17 protein-coding genes are annotated in these 18,145 nt (G+C 73.9%); 12 read left to right on the top strand and 5 right to left on the bottom strand.

Annotated features, from left to right (window positions below):
- Positions 1 to 50: 50 nt before the first annotated feature.
- The gene (locus V6U89_RS07125) at positions 51 to 821 is read right to left on the bottom strand and encodes a hypothetical protein (protein ID WP_334569870.1); all 771 of its coding nucleotides are present in this window, start codon (positions 819 to 821) and stop codon (positions 51 to 53) included.
- 320 nt (positions 822 to 1,141) lie between these two features.
- Here V6U89_RS07125 and V6U89_RS07120 point away from each other — a divergent pair, with 320 nt between their 5' ends.
- The 3 genes from V6U89_RS07120 (at position 1,142) to corA (ending at position 4,338) form a co-directional block, all read left to right on the top strand.
- Complete coding sequence (locus tag V6U89_RS07120; RefSeq protein WP_088959774.1) at positions 1,142 to 1,531, top strand: CBS domain-containing protein; 390 nt, start codon at positions 1,142 to 1,144, stop codon at positions 1,529 to 1,531.
- Positions 1,532 to 1,696: 165 nt separating this feature from the next.
- Positions 1,697 to 2,791 (top strand): aminotransferase-like domain-containing protein, encoded by a 1,095-nt coding sequence (locus V6U89_RS07115; protein ID WP_334569869.1) that lies wholly within the window; start codon positions 1,697 to 1,699, stop codon positions 2,789 to 2,791.
- Positions 2,792 to 3,189: 398 nt separating this feature from the next.
- Positions 3,190 to 4,338 (top strand): magnesium/cobalt transporter CorA, encoded by a 1,149-nt coding sequence (corA, locus tag V6U89_RS07110; RefSeq protein WP_334569868.1) that lies wholly within the window; start codon positions 3,190 to 3,192, stop codon positions 4,336 to 4,338.
- A 117-nt stretch (positions 4,339 to 4,455) separates the two neighbouring features.
- On the opposite strand, the gene V6U89_RS07105 is transcribed toward corA, so the two are convergent.
- Positions 4,456 to 5,253 carry a hypothetical protein gene (locus tag V6U89_RS07105; RefSeq protein WP_334569867.1) on the bottom strand — a complete coding sequence of 266 codons (798 nt, stop codon included), beginning with the start codon at positions 5,251 to 5,253 and terminating at the stop codon, positions 4,456 to 4,458.
- Between the two features lie 84 nt (positions 5,254 to 5,337).
- Here V6U89_RS07105 and V6U89_RS07100 point away from each other — a divergent pair, with 84 nt between their 5' ends.
- Both V6U89_RS07100 and V6U89_RS07095 read left to right on the top strand, forming a co-directional pair.
- Positions 5,338 to 5,868: a peptidylprolyl isomerase gene (locus V6U89_RS07100; RefSeq protein WP_280839038.1), complete on the top strand. Its 531-nt coding sequence runs from the start codon at positions 5,338 to 5,340 to the stop codon at positions 5,866 to 5,868.
- 27 nt (positions 5,869 to 5,895) lie between these two features.
- Positions 5,896 to 6,843 (top strand): rhomboid family intramembrane serine protease, encoded by a 948-nt coding sequence (locus V6U89_RS07095; RefSeq protein ID WP_334569866.1) that lies wholly within the window; start codon positions 5,896 to 5,898, stop codon positions 6,841 to 6,843.
- 60 nt (positions 6,844 to 6,903) lie between these two features.
- On the opposite strand, the gene V6U89_RS07090 is transcribed toward V6U89_RS07095, so the two are convergent.
- Positions 6,904 to 7,341, bottom strand: coding sequence for a PH domain-containing protein (locus V6U89_RS07090; protein WP_334569865.1), 438 nt, complete (start codon positions 7,339 to 7,341; stop codon positions 6,904 to 6,906).
- Between the two features lie 102 nt (positions 7,342 to 7,443).
- Between V6U89_RS07090 and V6U89_RS07085 the strand changes: the two genes are divergently transcribed.
- The 7 genes from V6U89_RS07085 to V6U89_RS07055 all read left to right on the top strand — a co-directional run bounded on the left by V6U89_RS07085 (position 7,444) and on the right by V6U89_RS07055 (position 14,318).
- Positions 7,444 to 8,616: a thiolase family protein gene (locus V6U89_RS07085; protein ID WP_334569863.1), complete on the top strand. Its 1,173-nt coding sequence runs from the start codon at positions 7,444 to 7,446 to the stop codon at positions 8,614 to 8,616.
- A gap of 82 nt (positions 8,617 to 8,698) precedes the next feature.
- The gene (locus V6U89_RS07080) at positions 8,699 to 9,697 is read left to right on the top strand and encodes a phosphotransferase family protein (RefSeq protein ID WP_334569862.1); all 999 of its coding nucleotides are present in this window, start codon (positions 8,699 to 8,701) and stop codon (positions 9,695 to 9,697) included.
- A gap of 163 nt (positions 9,698 to 9,860) precedes the next feature.
- The gene (locus V6U89_RS07075; protein ID WP_334569860.1) at positions 9,861 to 10,793 is read left to right on the top strand and encodes a DUF1906 domain-containing protein; all 933 of its coding nucleotides are present in this window, start codon (positions 9,861 to 9,863) and stop codon (positions 10,791 to 10,793) included.
- A gap of 121 nt (positions 10,794 to 10,914) precedes the next feature.
- A complete protein-coding gene (locus V6U89_RS07070) occupies positions 10,915 to 11,427 on the top strand; it encodes a hypothetical protein (protein WP_334569858.1) in 513 nt (170 codons plus the stop codon).
- Between the two features lie 68 nt (positions 11,428 to 11,495).
- Positions 11,496 to 12,188: a response regulator transcription factor gene (locus V6U89_RS07065; protein WP_334569857.1), complete on the top strand. Its 693-nt coding sequence runs from the start codon at positions 11,496 to 11,498 to the stop codon at positions 12,186 to 12,188.
- Positions 12,181 to 13,659: a sensor histidine kinase gene (locus tag V6U89_RS07060; RefSeq protein ID WP_334569856.1), complete on the top strand. Its 1,479-nt coding sequence runs from the start codon at positions 12,181 to 12,183 to the stop codon at positions 13,657 to 13,659. Before V6U89_RS07065 ends, V6U89_RS07060 begins: the two co-directional genes overlap by 8 nt.
- 56 nt (positions 13,660 to 13,715) lie before the next feature.
- Complete coding sequence (locus V6U89_RS07055; protein WP_334569855.1) at positions 13,716 to 14,318, top strand: hypothetical protein; 603 nt, start codon at positions 13,716 to 13,718, stop codon at positions 14,316 to 14,318.
- A 55-nt stretch (positions 14,319 to 14,373) separates the two neighbouring features.
- Here V6U89_RS07055 and V6U89_RS07050 read toward each other — a convergent pair whose 3' ends face one another.
- Together V6U89_RS07050 and V6U89_RS07045 are read right to left on the bottom strand one after the other, a co-directional pair.
- Positions 14,374 to 15,972 (bottom strand): ricin-type beta-trefoil lectin domain protein, encoded by a 1,599-nt coding sequence (locus V6U89_RS07050; RefSeq protein ID WP_334569853.1) that lies wholly within the window; start codon positions 15,970 to 15,972, stop codon positions 14,374 to 14,376.
- A gap of 148 nt (positions 15,973 to 16,120) precedes the next feature.
- A partial coding sequence (locus tag V6U89_RS07045) for a hypothetical protein (RefSeq protein WP_442933882.1) occupies positions 16,121 to 18,145 on the bottom strand: 2,025 nt, incomplete at its 5' end.

Below are 18,145 nucleotides of genomic sequence, written 5' to 3'. Positions count from 1 at the left end.
CGACTCCAGGTCACCGTGGAGGATAGCCCCGTGTGACGGCGGGGCTGCCGTCAACCGGGCAGGGCGGCCAGGTCGGCCAGCACCGCGAGCCGCTCCTCGGCGGTGAGCGCCGCGTACGGGCCGGCCGCGCGGCGGTCGGTCTCCAGCTCGATCGCCCGGCGCTCCGGCCCCTCTGACAGCTCGCTGATGCTCGACGCGGTGTGCCCGGCGGCGGTCCACGCGGCGGCGTGCGCGTCGGCCCGGTGGTAACGCAGCGTGCCGAGCCGGTTCAGCAGGAGCACCCCGGGCGGTGTGCCGTCCGGCTCGTACGGCGGGGCCATGGTGGCGAACGCGGGCGTCGGTTCGGCGTCCGGCTCCCCGGCGAGCAGCAGCGCGTACGCCAGCAGCCGGCCGAACGCCTCGACCAGGCGCAGCACCCGGTCGTCGTGCCCGGCCCACAGTTCCTCGGTGACCTCGCCGTGCACCTGGCAGATCTCGGTGAGGAAGTCGGTACCGCGCTCGGTGGCGGCGAAACCGCCGTCCGGCTGGCGGACGATCATCCCGTGCGCCACCTGTTTGTCCAGGGCACGCTGGCAGGCGGCCGGATCCCGGTAGCGGGTGACGGCGGCGAAGCCGGCCCCGTCGACCGTGCCGCCCGGCGCGGCGAGCCGGGTGCGGAACTCGACCAGGAAGCCGGTGGCGGCCGGCCCGCCGTACCGCTGGCTCAGCTCGGCGCCGCCGCCGTCGCGGCCGGCGAGCATGCCGGCGACGAAGGTCCGGTCGACCGCCGGGGCGACCAGCCCGGCGAACCGGTGCGGCGCCAGCTCGACGCCGGAGTTCACGAACGGGTCGACCGCGGCGCGGCGACGCAGGCGGGCGGGCGGTCGTCCAGCGCGGTGACGGCGTTCTTGCCCGGTCCCGCCTGGCCGTCGGTGATGTCCCAGGCTCTGGGAAAGAGGCTCCGCTCGGGAGGCCGGCGCCGGAGGAGGAGCCGGCCGTCGTGGTCGGCGGTCAGGGCGCCTGCGCAGCGAAGAGGGGCGGGGGGCACGCCTCGACAGTAGCGAGCGGGCGTCGGTCGCGCCGATGCCCGGTCTTGTCCCGGTCTGCCACGGGGCCCACCATGTGGGTACCGGGTGCCGCCGTCCCAAAGGGGTGATGCGTGATGCAGGTTCGGGAAGCTATGTCCAACCAGGTGCTCATGGTGGGTCCGGAGCACACGCTCCGGCAGGCCGCCCAGATGATGTCGGCCCGCCGGGTCGGCTCGGCAGTGGTGATCGACCCGGACTCCGAAGGGGTCGGGATCATGACCGAACGGGATGTGCTCAACGCGATCGGGGCCGGGCTGGACTGCGACGTGGAACGCACCAGGGCGCACGTGAGCTGGGACGTCGTCTACGCCGGTCCGGATTGGACGGTGGAGGAGGCGGCCGCGGCGATGGCCCGGGGCGGCTTCCGTCACCTGGTGGTGCTCGACGGCCGGGAGGTGGCCGGGGTGATCTCCGTACGCGACCTCATGCGGGTCTGGTCGCAGCAGCGGCTCACCGTGGGCTGAGTCCCGGCCGGGGGTCGTCCGCACCTGTCGCGGCGGCCCCTGACCGGCCCGAACAACCCGTCGACGAGAGTCCCGCTCACGTCCGCCGGTCGATCATCTGCCCGCATGTTGAACTTGGCGTGTATGCCGGTCGGACCGGCCGGGACAGGCCCTAGGCTCGTGCGCATGACCGCCGAGCAGCTGATCTCGTTCGCCCGTGGAGCTCCCTCGCTGGACATCGTCGATGTCGAGGGTCTCAAGGCAGCCGCCGTCCGTGCCTTCGACGCCGACCCCGCCGGGATCACGGCGTACGGCACCTCCGTGGGGTACCCACCCCTGCGGAAGTGGATCGCCGAGAAGCACGGCGTCGAGGCGGATCAGGTGTTGATCACCAACGGCTCGCTCCAGGCGGACGCGTTCCTCTTCGACCACCTGGTCCGCCGCGGTGACGCGGTGGTGGTGGAGCGTCCCACCTACGACCGCACCCTGCTCAACCTGCAGCGGATGGGCGGCGAGATCCACGGCGTCTCGATCCAGCCGGACGGCCTCGACACCGCCGAGCTGCGCAAGCTGCTGGAGTCCGGGGTGCGACCCCGGCTGGCCCACGTCATCCCGAACTACCAGAACCCGGCCGGCGTGACGCTCTCGCTGGAGAAGCGCCGCGAACTGCTCGACCTGGCCGTCGAGTACGAGTTCACGATCTTCGAGGACGACCCGTACGCCGACATCCGGTTCCGGGGCGAAGCGCTGCCGTCGATGCTCTCGCTCGACACCCGCAACGTGGTGGTGCACGCCTCCAGCTTCACCAAGACGGTCTGCCCGGGCGTCCGGGTCGGCTACCTGGTCGGGTCGGCGGATCTGATCGCCGACATCGCCAAGAAGGCGACCAGCCTCTACATCTCGCCCGGGATGGTCTCCGAGGCGATCGTGCACCAGTTCTGCGTCTCGGGCGAGATCGATCGGTCGATCGAGACCGTGTCGACCGCTCTCGGCGAGCGGGCCCGGGTGCTCGCCGAGTCGCTGCGCCGGCACCTCCCCGAGGCCAGCTTCGTCGAGCCGGACGGCGGCTACTTCCTCTGGGTGGAGTTCCCGGCGGACGTGGACGTGGCCCGGCTCGCCCCGGCCGCCGCCGAGCGGGGCGTCGCCGTGGTCAAGGGCAGCGACTTCATGGTCGACGGCGGGCAGCACGCGCTCCGGCTGGCCTTCTCCGCCGTCACGGCGGACCGGATCGACGAGGGCGTCCGCCGGCTGGCGGAGGCCGTGGCCGCCGTCCGGGGCTGAATATCTGTCGGGTTTCCGACAATCTGGCGATGCCGGCCGGGCCGGGGCACCCCTCGGGCCGGCCGGCGGCTCACAATGCTGCGAGCGTCGCTCACCTGCCCACGCGCGGCCGGGCCACCGGTCGCGCCGCCCGTACGCGCGACGCCGCCCAGCATCACCCCCGCCCCCACCGGCGCCGGGTGGGCCGCATCGCCCCCTCACCCCCCTGAACGCGGCGCGGCCCACCCGGCGCCACCCCTTCCCTGATCTTGCTCCGGTGGCGGCGGATTCCGTCCGATCGGACGTATTGGCAGCACACCGCATGATCACCGAAGCTGCCGGCGGGCCGGCCGGCGAGGGGCAGCGCGGCCGGCGGGGGCGTAGCCTGCAAGCCGCAGCAGCGTGGGGAGGGGGACGCCATGACGGACCGGGTCCAGCGGGAGCGGTCGACGAACCAGCACGCCGGGCGGGTGCTCAGCCCCCGCGCCTGGACGGCGCCGGTCCGGGCGATGTCCCGCATCCTCAACGCCGACGGTTCCCCCCGCATCCCGGGCCCGGCCGGGCCCGGGCGCAGCGGCGTGGTGGACTGCGGGCTCTACGTCGACGGGGAGCGCCAGCCCGGCCAGTGGCACTACGCCGATGCGCTGGAGGCGGCCCGCGGCGACCGCAACGCCTTCGTCTGGCTCGGCCTGCACGAGCCGGAGCTGGCCGAGATGACCGCCATCGCGGAGACGTACGGCCTGCACGAGCTGGCGGTCGAGGACGCGGTCAAGGCCCAGCAGCGCCCCAAGCTGGAGCGCTTCGGCGACGTCACCTTCCTGGTGCTGCGCACAGCCCGCTACTGCGAGCACGCGGAGCTGACCGAGAACTCCGAGGTGGTCGAGACCGGCCAGGTGATGCTCTTCATCGGGCCGAACTTCCTGATCAGCGTCCGGCACGGCGACGCCTGCCGGCTCGCCCCGGTCCGCGCCGACCTGGAGGCCAAGCGGGACCTGCTGCTGCACGGTCCGTGGGCGGTGGCGTACGCGGTCACCGACCGGGTGGTGGACCTCTACCTGGAGGTGGCCGACCAGCTGGAGGACGACCTGGACGTGCTGGAGGCCGACGTCTTCGACCGGCAGAGCAGCGGCCGGATCCAGCGGATCTACCAGATGAAGCGGGAGCTGGTGGAGTTCAAGCGGGCGGTGATCCCGTTGCAGCGGCCGCTGCTGACCCTCACCGCGCAGGTGAACCGGGAGGTGCCGCAGGAGGTGCGACGCTACTTCCGGGACGTGCAGGACCACCTCAGCCGCACCGTCGAGCAGGTCAACTCCTACGACGACCTGCTCAACTCCATCCTCCAGGCGCGGCTGGCGCAGGTCACCGTCGACCAGAACAACGACATGCGCAAGATCGCCGCCTGGGCCGCCATCGCCGCGGTCTGGACCGCGTTCGCCGGGGTCTACGGCATGAACTTCGAGAACATGCCCGAGCTGAAGTGGACCTACGGCTACCCGGGCGTGCTGGCCCTGATGCTCGGCATCTCGCTGGCCCTGTACCGCTGGTTCCGCCGCAACGGCTGGCTCTGACCCGTACGCCGGCGATCCGCGCCGACGAGGGCCGGGCCGGTCCGGCCGGCGCGCGACGGACCCCGGACACGCTGGCGGCGCGGGAGTCGCCTCCCGCGCCGCCGGCGATCCGCCTGGTCAGCGACGGCTGCTGGACTTGGCGCCGTTCTTGCCGAGCGCCTTGCTCAGGTCGTCCGCCGGACGGCCGGAGACGTCCGTGGCGCCCTCGGCGACCGAGGGGACCTTGTCGTTGCCGTGGATCGTCGGCTGGGTGCCGGGGGTGGTGGTCGAGGCGCTGTCGCCGCCGGCCACCGCTGAGCTGCCCGCGCCGGTGGGGCCACCGGCCGTGCCGGCACCGCTGGACATCGTGGACGAATCGGTCACCTTGCCTCCGTTCGCCGACGGGGTCTCGATGACCAGGGTGTCCACCTCGTCGCGGACGGTCTCCACGCCCTGGGTCGGGTCGTACTCCGCCCACTCCTGCTGCTCGCGGCGGCGGCGCATGGCCATCGCGCCGGCCACACCGGCGACCGCGCCGGCGGCCAGCAGACCCGTCATCATCGACCCGCTCTTCTTCTGCTTCTTCTTCGCGGCCTTCAGGTTCCTGGCCTTGGCCTTCCTGCTCATCGCCGGCTGCGTGGCGGCGGCCTTCCGGCCGGTGAGGGCCTTGCCCGCGGTCTGTGCCTGGGCGTTGCGGACCGCCAGGGCCAGCGGCGCGAGCGCCGCGAGCGTCGACGCGAAACCGCTGGACGCCCGGTCCCGCGCGATGACGGCCCGCGGCCCGACCGTGGCGCCGGCACCCTTCGCCGCGTACGTGGCGGCCTGCCTCAGGTGACCGATGCCCTGGTTGAGCTCAGCCTTCGCGAGCTGCCCCTGGGTCTTGCGCCGCCCGATTCCAAACACGGTCCCACCTCCTGGGAGTTGTTCCTTCGTCATCCTCCACCTTCGGATGCCTCCGCACTGCCAGATCGGGCACATGGGAGGATCCGCATGGAACTGACCAACGAGTGAGGAGTACCCGTGGCCGAGGCTGTCTACGCCACCTTGCACACCAACGCTGGCTCGATCCGGCTGGAGCTCTTCCCCAACCACGCTCCGAAGACCGTCCGCAACTTCGTCGACCTGGCGGAGGGCAACAAGGAATACACCGACCCGCGCACGGGTCAGCCGGGCAGCGGGCCGTACTACGACGGCACCATCTCGCACCGGGTGATCAGCGGCTTCATGGTCCAGATGGGCGACCCGACCGGCACCGGCCGCGGTGGTCCGGGTTACAAGTTCGGCGACGAGTTCCACCCGGAGCTGCGCTTCGACCGGCCGTACCTGCTGGCGATGGCGAACGCCGGGCCGGGCACCAACGGCTCGCAGTTCTTCATCACGGTGTCGCCGACCCCGCACCTCAACAACCGGCACACCATCTTCGGCCAGGTCGCCGACGAGCAGTCGGCGAAGGTGGTGGACGCGATCGCGAACACGCCGACCGGTCCGAGCGACCGGCCGCTGCAGGACGTCGTGATCGAGCGGGTCGAGATCGAGCGCACCCCGGCCTGATCGTCCTGCCGAGGTACCTTTGCACGCATGACTGAACGCCCCGGGCCGGCCGGCGACGCCACCGGCGGGCCGGTGCCGACCACTCCGGTCTGCTACCGCCACCCCGACCGGGAGACGTACGTCCGCTGCACCCGCTGCGACCGGCCGATCTGTCCGGAGTGCATGCGGGAGGCCTCCGTCGGCCACCAGTGCCCGGAGTGCGTGAACGAGGGACGCCGCAGCGTGCGGCCGGCGCGTACCGCCTTCGGTGGCGGTGCGGCCGGCCGCCGCGGCCTCGTCACCCGCACCCTGATCGCGGTGAACGTGCTGGCCATGGTGCTGTCGATCCTCAGCGACCGGGGCGGCGACGCGATGGCCGGCGGCTCCGGCCTGGGCGGGCTGCTCGGCGGGGGCACGCCGCTGACCCAGTGGGGCGCGGTGCTGAGCTACGCCTCCTACGTCCCGTTCGGGGAGCCGCACGGCGTGGCGGCCGGCGAGTGGTACCGCCTGGTCACCGCGATGTTCCTGCACTACGGCCTGGTGCACCTGCTGCTGAACATGTGGGCGCTCTGGGTGCTCGGCCGGGACCTGGAGGCCCTGCTCGGGCCGTTGCGCTTCCTCGGGCTCTACCTGGTCGCCGGCCTCGGCGGCAACGTCGCGGCCTACCTGTTCAGCGAACCGAACGCGGCGTCGGCCGGCGCGTCCACCGCGATCTTCGGGCTCTTCGCCGCAGTCTTCGTGATCATGCGGCGGCTGGGCCGGGACACCTCGGCGATCGTGCCGGTCCTGGTGATCAACCTGATCTTCACCTTCACCGTGCCGAACATCTCCATCCCGGGCCACATCGGCGGCCTGGTCACCGGCGCGGCGATGGGTTGGGTGCTGGCGTACGCGCCGCGCATGCGCCGGTCGGTCTTCCAGGCCGCCGGTACGGCGGTCATCCTGGTGGCGCTGCTCGGCCTGGTGATCGTCCGCACCGCGATGCTGACCGGCTGAGCCGTTGCTCGATGCTGACCGGCTGAGCCGCTGCCCGATGCTCGTCGGCTGAGCCGCTGCTCAGTGGTGGGCGGCGGCCCGGACCGACCGGAGCGTCCCGGCCACCTCGTCGGGCGGGGCACCCAGGTCGTACCGGCCGAAGAGGTGCAGCGACTCCCCGGCGTCGATCTCCAGGGTCTCGGTGGACAGCCCGAGCCGGGACCGCCGGTCCACCGTGATCGCCTCGACGGCCGGCCAGGGCAGGTGCCGCCGGCCGGCGTACCCGCGGATGACGGTGATCCCCGTCGGGTCGGCGGCGAGGCGGACCGGGGCGAGCAGGTCGCGCAGCGCCCAGCCGACCAGGCCGGCGGCGACCGCGACGGTCAGCACCGCCTGGACCCGGTCACCGTCGGAGAGCAGCAGGCCGAGCGCGGCCAGCAGCACCGCGCCGACCAGCTTCACCACCGGCAGGGCCGGCGGGACCCGCCACTGGTGGGATGGGGACGATGGAGGCTGCACGGGTCCAGCATGCCAGCCGGACGCGGCCGACTGTCGGGGGCGGACGACACCGGCTCCCGGAGGACGTAGTATCGACGGCAGCCAGGTTACCGGGGAGTAGATATGAGTGACGCAGTCATCGTCGGCGCCGTACGCACCCCGGTGGGGCGGCGCAAGGGCAGCCTGTCCGCCGTGCACCCGGTCGACCTCTCGGCGCACGTGCTGCGCGCGCTCGCCGAGCGCACCGGCATCGAGCCCGGCCAGGTCGACGACGTGGTCTGGGGCTGTGTGTCCCAGGTCGGTGAGCAGTCCTGGAACATCGCCCGCAACGGCGTGCTCGCCGCCGGCTGGCCCGAGTCGGTCCCCGGCACCACCGTGGACCGGCAGTGCGGGTCCAGCCAGCAGGCGCTGCACTTCGCCGCCGCCGCGGTCGCCTCCGGCCAGGCCGACCTGGTGGTCGCCGGTGGCGTCGAGTCGATGACCCGGGTGCCGATGGGCTCCAGCGTGGCCGGCGGGATGCCGTTCAGCGACCAGCTCCGCGACCGCTACCGGGGCGTCGAGGGCTTCGCCGGGGACGAGCCGCTGCCGTTCAACCAGGGCGTGGGCGCCGAGCTGATCGCCGCGCGCTGGCGCTTCTCCCGTACCCAGCTCGACGAGTTCGCGCTGGCCAGCCACGAGAAGGCGGCCGCCGCGCAGGACGCCGGCGCGTTCGACCCCGAGCTGGCCCCGGTGGCGCTCGCCGACGGCGGCAAGTTCGCCGCCGACGAGGGCATCCGCCGGGACACCTCGCTGGAGAAGCTCGGCGAGCTGAAGACCCCGTTCCGCGCCGACGGCGTGGTCACCGCCGGGTCCGCCTCGCAGATCTCCGACGGCGCGGCCGCGCTCGCCGTCACCACCAGCGAGTGGGCCAGCCGGCACGGCCTGCGACCGCTGGCCCGCATCCACACCGCCGTGGTCGCCGCCGACGACCCGGTCACCATGCTCACCGCGCCGATCCCGGCCACCGCGAAGGCGCTGCGCCGCGCGGGGCTGGGCATCGAGGAGATCGGGGTGTACGAGGTGAACGAGGCGTTCGCCCCGGTGCCGCTGGCCTGGCTGGCCGAGACCGAGGCGGACCCGGACCGGCTCAACCCGCGGGGCGGCGCGATCGCCCTCGGCCACCCGCTCGGCGCCAGCGGCGCCCGGATCATGACCACCATGCTCCAGCACATGCGCGACAACGGCATCCGGTACGGCCTGCAGACCATGTGCGAGGGCGGCGGCATGGCCAACGCCACCATCGTCGAGCTGCTCTGACGGCCTCGGCCACGACGGGCCGTCGCCGGTGCGGGCGGAATACGCGTGACTCCGCCACCGGCGACGGCCTAGATTTCGCGGCGTGACCGAGACCTCGACGCCGCGGACCGGCTGGGCCGACCCGCACTGGCAGGTGGCCGCCCTTCAGTGGGTGGCCGACCGGCTCGACCGGAGCGGTCGCCGGGTGACCGGCCCGGTCGAACCCCGGGTGCGGCCCTGGTCGCTGGTCTGGCGGGTGCCCACCGACAGCGGGGACGTCTGGTTCAAGGCCAACAACCCCGGCACCCGGCACGAGGCGGAGCTCCTGGCCGAGCTGGCCCGGCTCACCCCGGACCGGGTGCTGCACCCGATCGCCGTGGACGCCGGGCGCGGCTGGTCCCTGCTGCCCGACGGCGGCCCGAGCCTGCGGGACACGCTCGCCGCCGAGCCGGACCTGTCCCGCTGGGAGCGGCTGCTGCCCGGGTACGCGGCCCTCCAACTCACCGTCGCGCCGCACGCGCAGCGACTGCTCGCCCTCGGGGTGCCCGACCACCGGCCGGAGGAGCTGCCGCGGCGGTTCGAGGTGCTGCTGGACGACGAGGAGGCGCTGCTGCTCGGCGCGGAGAACGGGATGGACCCGGAACTGCACCAGCGGCTGCGGGCGTACCGGGGCGAGTTCGAGGCGCTCTGCGGGCGGCTGGCGGACTTCGGGGTGCCGGCGAGCATCCAGCACGACGACCTGCACGACGGCAACGTCTTCGTCGCCGCCGACGGGTACCGCTTCTTCGACTGGGGGGACGCCTCCGTCGCCCACCCCTTCGGCACGCTGCTGGTGACGCTGCGCTCCGTGGCGTACGCCGGCGAACTGTCCCCCGACGACCCGGCGCTGCTGCGGCTGCGGGACGCGTACCTGGAGGCGTGGACCGACCGGTACGACCGGGCCGCGCTGCGGGAGGCCGCCGCGCTGGCGATGCGGGTGACCACGGTCAGCCGGGCGCTGTCCTGGCAGCGCGCCCTGGTCACCCCCGACCCGGCCCGCGCCGAGTACGCCGAGGCGGTGCCCGGCTGGCTCGAGGAACTCTTCGCCCCGCTGCCGGTCTGACCGTCGACTGCCCGGCGCGGGACCGATATCCCGGCGGCTCCGAAATGGACGCCGACGGGGTGGACAGCACGTCGTGGGCCAGGCAGGATTCCCCCCGGTCGGTGTTGAGCGCGTGTCCACGCCCGCTCCGCCGTCCGATGACCTTCACCAGAACGGGGAATCCGTGACGATCACCTCCGCTCCGTCGGGTCTGCGGCGGGCCGCCCGTCGGATGCTCACCGCCGCCGTGGCCGGGATGCTTCTCGCCACCGCCGGGCTCGCCGCCACCGACCGCCCGGCTCGGGCGGCCGGCTACACGGGGCCGCACCCGGGCACCTTCACCGGCCTGGGCTTCGACACCTGCGCCGCCCCCTCCGGCGCCCAGATGACGGCCTGGCTCCAGTCGCCGTACCGGGCGATCGGGATCTACATCGGCGGGGTCAACCGGGGCTGCGCACAGCCGAACCTCACCAAGGAGTGGGTGGCCGACCAGCAGGCCAAGGGCTGGCGGTTCTTCCCGCTCTACGTCGGCCTCCAGGCGCCGTGCTCGACGTACCAGCGGCGGATCGACCCGGCGCAGGCGGCGGCGCAGGGGCGGGCGGCGGCCGACGACGCCGTGACCAGGGCCCGGGGCCTCGACCTCGCGGTGCAGAGCACGATCATCCTGGACCTGGAGCGCTACCCCTCGGGCGCCGCCGCATGCTCGACCGCGGTCCTGCAGTTCACCAGCGCGTGGACCGCCCGCCTGCACGACCACGGCTATCTGTCCGGCCTCTACACCAACACCCGCTCCGCCGGCCTCCCGGACCACGTCGGCGCCTACTCCCAGCCCGGTCACATCCGGCCCGACGTGCTGGACTTCGCCAACTGGGACGGCGTGCGGACGACGTCGGACCCGACCATCCCGGCGAACCACTGGGTGCCGAAGCGGCGGATGAAGCAGTACCAGGGCGACCACTACGAGACCTGGGGCGGCGTCAAGCTCAACATCGACAGCGACTACCTCGACCTCGAGGTGCCGATGACCCGGTACCGGTCGGCGACGGTGACGCCGACCCGGCCCAGTTCCCGCGCCGCCGGGTTCGGGCCGTTCCGTACGACCCGCTCGACCCGCTGACCCGAGCCGTTCTCGCGTCCGTCCCGCCGATGACGGACAGGCGGTGCGACAGGGGGTCGTGGAACTTCCAAAAGTCGGTAGTGACCCACGTCACCCCAGGTCACGGCTCGTTGGGCAGGTCATGGACGTCTTCTCCCGAACGTTCCTCCCGGCCGCCGCCGAGACCGGCCTGGCGGTGCAGACCGTGAGCCGGCACATGCCGATCTTCCGGCAGTGCGTGGGCTCCGGCGACGCCACCATCCTGGTCGCCCGGTGCGGTCGCCCCGACCGGCCGGTGGCCGGCGAATACCTCCTCCTGCTCACCCACCGCCGGATGGTGGTCACCCAGCAGACCCGGGTGCTGCACCGGCTCCGCCTGCACCTCAACACCGAACTGCGCGAGCTGAGCAACGTCACCTGGAGCCCGGACCCGCGCTCGCAGTCGGTCGACCTAGCCGCCACCGCGATCGACGGCGTCCGTGAGCGGTTCGTCATCCACACCCAGCACCCGAAGCAGGTGTGGCAGCTCGACACGCTGCTCAACCACGCGTTCCGTACCCGGCTGCGCACGCCGAAGGAGCGGGTCGTCGCCACCATCGGCGAGGCGCCCGCCGCCGCCGGCGGTCCGGCGCTGCGGCCCGTACCGGCCCGCTGACCGCATCCTTACCTGACCCGAACACAGCCGCACGTCGCCGGTGACCGCCGGTCGGTCATCATGGGCCGGTGACCGTCGACGCCCCGCAGCGCGGACTCGTCCTCGTGGTGGAGGACGAGCCGGCCATCGCCGACCTGGTCCGGCTCTACCTGGGCCGGGACGGCTTCGGCGTGCACCTGGAACGGGACGGCACGGCCGGCCTGGCCGCCGCCCGCCGGCTGCGCCCGGTGGCCTGCGTACTCGACATCACGCTGCCCGGCCTGGCCGGCACGGAGATCTGCCGCCGGCTGCGCGAGGCCGGCGACTGGACGCCGGTCATCTTCCTCACCGCCCGCGACGACGAGGTCGACCGGATCGTCGGCCTGGAACTCGGCGCGGACGACTACGTCACCAAGCCGTTCAGTCCCCGCGAACTCGTCGCCCGGGTCCGCGCGGTGCTGCGCCGCACCTCCGGCGCGCCCGAGGCAGTGGAGCGCGCCCGGACGGTCGGCGCGGTCACCCTCGACCCGGCCCGCCGCACGGTCACCGCCGGCGGTGACCCGGTCCAGCTCACCTCCACCGAGTTCGACCTGCTCGCCCACCTGATGGCCCGACCGGGCCGGGTCTTCACCCGGGAGGAACTGCTGGCCGGGGTCTGGGGGTACGCGGCGCACGCCGGCACCCGCACCGTCGACGTGCACGTGGCGCAGGTTCGGGCCAAGCTCGGCGCGGCCAGTGTGATCCGCACCCACCGTGGCGTCGGGTACGCGGCCGATGGCTGACCCCGGCCGATCGCGCCCCGACCGGCCGCACGAGCCCACCGTGGCGCTGCCGGTGCTCGGGCCCCGGCCCGCCCCCACGCCCCGGCGTCGCCGGATCACCGACACCCTCACCGCCCGCGCGGTCCTGGTCACCTGCGCGGTGGCCCTGGTCTCCGTGCTGGTCACCGCCCTGGTCGCGGTCCCCCTCGCGGTACGCGGCGCGGAGCGCCGCGACCAGGCGGCGCTCGCCGCGCAGGCCCGCCTCGCCGCCGACGTGCTGCGGGTACGCCCCGTGCGGCAGCGGGACGCCGCCGGGGACCGGCTGATCCGCCAGCTCCGCCAGCAGGAGATCGAGGTGTACGTCGTGCGCGCCGGCACGGTCGACCGCCCCGGGCTGCCCCGGCAGGTGGTGAACCGGATCACCGCCGGCAAGGACGTCTCCGGTCGCCGGCTGGTCGACGGCCGGCGTGCCCTGGTGGAGGGGCGGGCCCTGCCCGACGGGGACGGCGTGGTGCTCACCCGCGCCACCACCAGCGGCCCCTGGCGGGAAGTGCTGCGCAGTCTCTGGCTGCCGCTGCTCGCCGGGCTCGCCGCCGGGCTCGCCGCCGGACTGCTCCTCGCCCGCCGGCTGGCCCGGCCGATCCGGCACGCCGCCGACGCCGCCGCCCGGCTGCGCGCCGGCGACCGGGCGGTACGCGTACCGGTGGAGCCGCCGGACGAGGTCGCCGACCTGGCGTACGCGCTGAACGGGCTGGCCGCCGCGCTGGCCACCAGCGAGGGACGGCAACGGGAGTTCCTGCTCTCCGTCTCGCACGAGCTGCGCACCCCGTTGACCGCGATTCGCGGCTGGGCCGAGGCGCTGGCCGACGGGGTGATCGGCGCGGACGAGGCGCCGGGCACCGGGCGGACCATGCTCGCCGAGGCGGAGCACCTGGACCGGCTGGTCAGCGATCTGCTGGCGCTGGCCCGGCTGGAGGCGGCCGACTTCCCGCTGGAACCGGTCCCGGTCGACCTCACCCGGCTGGCCGTCGACGCCGAGCGCACCTGGTCGGACCGGTGCGCGGCGGTCGGGGTGCCGTTCCGGCTGGAGGCGCCGGACCGGCCGGTGCCCGCGTACACCGATCCGGGGCGGATCCGGCAGGTGGTGGACGGGCTGCTGGAGAACGCGCTGCGGGTCGTACCCCCGGGGGCGCCGGTGGTGCTCGCGGTCCGGCCGGCGGGCGCGGACCCGGCGGCCGGCGGGGTGGTGGAGGTCCGCGACGGCGGGCCTGGCTTCACCGACGACGACCTGGCGGTGGCCTTCGAGCGCGGGGCGCTGCACCAGCGCTACCGGGGGGTGCGCAAGGTGGGCAGCGGACTCGGGCTGGCGCTCGCCGCCGGGCTGGTCCGCCGGCTGGGCGGGGAGATCGCCGCCGGGCACGCCGCCGAGGGCGGGGCGGCGTTCACCGTCCGGCTGCCCGCCCATCCTTACCTGACCCGAACATCGGCCTGACGCGGCGCCCATCGGGCCGCGCGACGCTGTGAGCACCACGGACGAGAGGGAGTGTCATGGCACGTCAGGGATTGGCCGTCGCCACCACGTCGCTGCTCGCGGCGGTCGCGCTGGGCCTCACCGGCTGCGGCCCGGCCCAGGTCGCCGACGGTACGGCGCAGCAGGCCGCGGTCGACGTCGCCGCGGCGATGGGCGTGGAGGGCCAGGCGCTCGCCGCCATGGGCTTCGACCCGACCGAGCTGGAACTGGTGGCCGCTGCCGCGCCGTCAGCCTCCGGATCGGCCGAGCCGGAGGCCGGCCCGAAGGGCAAGCGCGGTGAGCGGGCCGAGGAGTGGCGCAAGCGTCGCCAGGCCCGGGTGCTGCTGCGGAAGAACACCCTGCACGGTGAGGCCGTCGTGCAGACCAGGGACGGCGGCACGAAGACCGTCGTGGTGCAGCGCGGCGAGGTCACCGCGGTCGACGGTGACTCGGTGACCGTCAAGTCCACCGACGGCTTCACGCTGACCTGGACGTTCGGCGACAAGCTCCGGGTGATCGAGCGGCGGACGACGATCCAGTCGAGCGACGTCAAGGTCGGCACGAGGATCGGTGTCGCCGGTGCCAAGGACGGCGACGCCACCGTCGCCCGGTTGATCGTGGTGCCGGTCAAGCAGCAGTAGGGCGGGCAGACCCGTCGACGGAGCCGGCGCGGATCACCGCGCCGGCTCCGCGCGGTCAGTAGACCCGGGACCCGATGAAGTCGTCGTGCCCGTACCCGACGGGGTTGGCGAACGACCGGGACTCGAAGGACCACTGCTGCCGGCTGCTGGTGGAGCAGCCGGCCAGCCGCAGCCGCGGGGTACCCAGCCACGGGTTGTCGAACGCCACGCAGAGGTTGGTCGCGCCGGCCGGCCTGAGCTGGTTGCCGGCGAAGACGAACTTCTGGTTGGCGCCGCCGTGACAGTCGTAGCTGTTGATTGCCGTGCCGGCGGTCAGCGAGCCGCCCGCCACGTCCAGGCAGCGGTCGTGCGACAGCTCCGAGTGCAGCGACCGGCGGGCCGGGTCGTACCAGAAGCCCTGATTACGGCCGCCGTGGCAGGCGTACGACTGCTGGACGGTGCCGTTGCGCGAGTCGTACCCGCGGCCGTCCACGCAGGTGCCGGTGGCGGCGTTGCGCAGCTGCTTGAACTCCAGCAGCCCGGGCTGGAGCACGCCGGTGCCGGTGCTGGCCGGGTCGACGCAGGTGGCTCGCTGGAGGCCCGCGTTCCAGAACTGGGTGATGCACTGGGCGAACATGCCGTGTCCACGGATGTTGGGGTGGAACGACTGCCGGGCGGCGTTCTCGTCCCAGATCCCCACCTCGATGTAGAGGCCGCGGACCGAGGTGTTGTCGGTGCAGACCTCGTGGCCGTGGAAGAGCCGGCTGGCGTCGAGGTAGCGGGTGCCGGTGTTGGTGGCCGCCGCCCGCAGCGCCGACTCGAACAGCGGCACCGCCTTGTTCCGCGCGAACGCGGCGTCGGCGAGGTAGAGCAGGCAGCCGCCGGCGTACCAGCCGGGGAAGTTCGGGTTGTCCTCCACGTCCGGGCTGCCCGGGCTGGGGTACGACATCAGCACCAGCTCGTAGTCCGACCCCAGGTAGCCGGCGTTGGTCATGGTCTGCCGGATGGAGGTGAGCGCCTCCTGGACCGCGCGCCGGCTGCCGTCGGTGCGGATGGTCCACTGGTCGGTGTAGGTCGGGTAGCAGGGGCCCTGGAAGAAGACCCGGCGTACGGCGCAGTCGGTGGCGACCGGTCCGAACTGGATCGTGCCGTCGCCGTTGGCGCCGACGACCACCCAGATCAGCTTGACGTGCGTGTTGCGTGCCTTGATCGCCAGGTAGTCGCCCTGGTTGAGCTCGTTGTGCTGGGTGGGGCCGCCGGCGATGAGGTTCCACGGGGTGGCCCCGGAGCAGGCGATGTTGTACTTCTCGTCGGCGGCGATGCCGGTGCGGAACACCGCCTGGTCGTACGAGCGGTCGCACCAGTTGCCGTTCTGGTGGGTGCCGGGCACGTAGTTGCCCACACCCTCGCCGGAGATCTCGCTGTCGCCCATGGTGACCAGGGCGGTGCGGCGCTGCTCCAGCGGCCGGATCTCCGGTGAGCCGTAGAGCGCGCTGGCCTCGGCGGCGCGGACCGCTTCGAGGTTCGTCGGGAGTGGCTGGACGGTCGGACGGTCGGCGGCGGTGGCCGAGGACGCCGGCCCGAGGAGCATGGGCAGGACGAGGGCGGCGGCGGAGACGACGGTGAGGGCCCGCCGTCGGATCGCCGGTGCGCGCCTGGTGGGGGTGCCAAGCATCGACGCACTCCTTTCCGCTCGATCGCGGGATGTCGATCGAGTTACCGGACGGTAACGCGGGCGATGCACGGATGTGAATATGTCTCGGAAAGGTTTCCGCCATCTGCGCGGCGCGTGCGGTCTCGTCCTCCGGCACCGCCCCGCCGGGTCAGCGGCCGGGCGGCAGGGCGTAGCCGACGTAGCCGCGGAACTCCAGCGTCCAGCCCGCCGGCACCAGCTTGGCGCACGCCGTACGGCTGCCGGTGCAGACGATCGCGTCCGTCGAGGCCGGGTCGGCCGGCGGCCGGTCGGGCAGCACCGACTGCAACGCCACCAGCTCCGGGGAGCGGCCCGCCTCGTCGCGCAGCAGCAGCCACCAGGGGTACTCCCAGTTGTCGTTCTGCTGCACCAGTCCGATCCGGCGGGCGTCGCCGGCCCGTACCGCCGCCGCGGCCCAACGGAACTCCTCGGCCCACTGCGGCCGGCGCAGGAAGCGGGTGTCCCACTCGGAGGTGGTGAAGACCGAGCCGGCGCCGACCAACCGGCGCGGGAAGCCGTACGACAGTGCCAGCACCCCGGCCAGCGCGGAGGCGGCCAGCATGCTCACCACCAGCCCGGCCGCCACCGACCGCCGCCCGGGGGCGAGCCGGCGCCGCAGCAGCGCGTCCAGCCAGAGCCCGGCCAGCGGCACGGCGGCCACCAGCGCGTAGAGCAGCAGGCGGTTCCCCCAGGGCTGCCACTTGATCGTCGCGGTGTGCAGCCCGACGGCCACCACCACCGCGACCGCGTACGCCCGCAGGGCCGCCGGCCCGGTCGGGCTGATCCGGGCCGGCCGGGCCAGCGCGAACACCGCCCCCAGCAGCGCCAGCGTGCCGGCCAGCGGGAACGCCACCCGGTCCTCGTCCGGGTACCAGGCCGGCACCGGGAACACCTCCCGGCCGAAGGTGATCGCCCGGTCCTGCGGGTCGACGCCGATCGCCCGCGAGCCGTCCGTGATCGCCCCGGCCGTGCCGGCGCGCAGCGGCGCGAGCGGGGTGTCGAACGCGGTGTGGCCGATCCGCAGCGCGTTGACCAGGATCGACGCTGGGTCGTGCCGTTCCATCGGGATGGACTCGCGGAGTCGGGGCGGGCCGAGCGGATGACCGAACTCGACGGTCACCCGAGCCAGGAACGGGCCCACCACCGCCGCCGCGACCAACAGCACCAGCAGCGATCCGGCGACCGTCCGCACCACCCCGGCGCCGCCACGACCCTCCCCGGCAGACCCCGCACCGGCTGACGTCGAGCCCGTCGGCGTCGAGCCCGCCAAGCCCGAGTCCGCCGGCACCGGGCTGGTCGACGCCGAGCCCGCGCCGCCCGTCTCCGAAACTGGAACCATGTCCGCCGACGCCGGGCGGAACGCCAACCGGAGCTGGGCGACTCCCCAGAGGACCAGCAGCGGTCCGACCGCGAGCAGGCCGCTGGTCTTGGTCAGCGCGGTCAGGCCGGTGGCCGCGCCGAGCGCGAGCAGGCTCCCGACGTCCGCGCGCCGGCGCAGCCCGTCCAGCGCCAGCGTCCCGGCGCAGCCGGCCCAGGCGGCGGCCACCAGGTCGGTCTGCGTGCTGGTCGCCTGGAGCGCCACCATCGGCGTGGTGGCCAGCAGGAACGCGGTGAGCAGCTGGGCCCGCCGCCCGCCGCCGAGCTGCGCGACGACCCGGGTCGCCACCACCAGGCAGCCCAGCGCGGCGGCCCACTGCACCAGGTTGTGCAGCGCGTCGCCGCCGGTCAGCAGGCGCAGGTGCAGCAGCAGGTACTCCGCACCCGGCGGGATGGTCACCTGCCGGTGGATCGCGGTGGGCCAGAAGTCCAGGCTGCCCTGGGCGACCCAGTGCTCCACCTTCGGCAGGTGGTAGGTCTGCGAGTCGAAGTTGTTGGGCTCGGCCAGCAGCGCGACGAGCAGTTCCACCAGCACCAGCCCGCCGACCGTGCCGGCCAGCAGCCGCTCGCCCCGGCTCGCCGTACCCCGGAAGTGGGCCAGCCGGGCCCGGACGCCGGCCAGGGCCGACGTGAGGCCGCCCGGCAGGGACGCCGGGGGCTGGGCAGCGCCGGACGGGCCGGGGGAGACGGGCGTGGCGGCCGGGCCGGCGCCGGGAGCGCCGGTCGCCGCCCCGACGAGCGTCCCGGCCCGGGCGGCGGGCGCCACCGCGGCGGGCGC

The sequence above is a fragment of the Micromonospora sp. CPCC 206171 genome, from assembly GCF_036906755.1.
Lineage (GTDB): Bacteria > Actinomycetota > Actinomycetes > Mycobacteriales > Micromonosporaceae > Micromonospora > Micromonospora purpureochromogenes.
This window is presented reverse-complemented; position numbering and strand designations above follow the sequence as displayed.

What these genes read in the sequence shown, in the direction of transcription:
- V6U89_RS07120 (WP_088959774.1), top strand. Translation starts at nt 1,142, where the DNA reads ATGCAGGTTCGGGAAGCTATGTCCAACCAGGTGCTCATGGTGGGTCCG.
- V6U89_RS07115 (WP_334569869.1), top strand. Translation starts at nt 1,697, where the DNA reads ATGACCGCCGAGCAGCTGATCTCGTTCGCCCGTGGAGCTCCCTCGCTG.
- corA (WP_334569868.1), top strand. Translation starts at nt 3,190, where the DNA reads ATGACGGACCGGGTCCAGCGGGAGCGGTCGACGAACCAGCACGCCGGG.
- V6U89_RS07105 (WP_334569867.1), bottom strand. Translation starts at nt 5,253, where the DNA reads ATGACGAAGGAACAACTCCCAGGAGGTGGGACCGTGTTTGGAATCGGG.
- V6U89_RS07095 (WP_334569866.1), top strand. Translation starts at nt 5,896, where the DNA reads ATGACTGAACGCCCCGGGCCGGCCGGCGACGCCACCGGCGGGCCGGTG.
- V6U89_RS07085 (WP_334569863.1), top strand. Translation starts at nt 7,444, where the DNA reads ATGAGTGACGCAGTCATCGTCGGCGCCGTACGCACCCCGGTGGGGCGG.
- V6U89_RS07070 (WP_334569858.1), top strand. Translation starts at nt 10,915, where the DNA reads ATGGACGTCTTCTCCCGAACGTTCCTCCCGGCCGCCGCCGAGACCGGC.
- V6U89_RS07060 (WP_334569856.1), top strand. Translation starts at nt 12,181, where the DNA reads ATGGCTGACCCCGGCCGATCGCGCCCCGACCGGCCGCACGAGCCCACC.
- V6U89_RS07055 (WP_334569855.1), top strand. Translation starts at nt 13,716, where the DNA reads ATGGCACGTCAGGGATTGGCCGTCGCCACCACGTCGCTGCTCGCGGCG.
- V6U89_RS07050 (WP_334569853.1), bottom strand. Translation starts at nt 15,972, where the DNA reads ATGCTTGGCACCCCCACCAGGCGCGCACCGGCGATCCGACGGCGGGCC.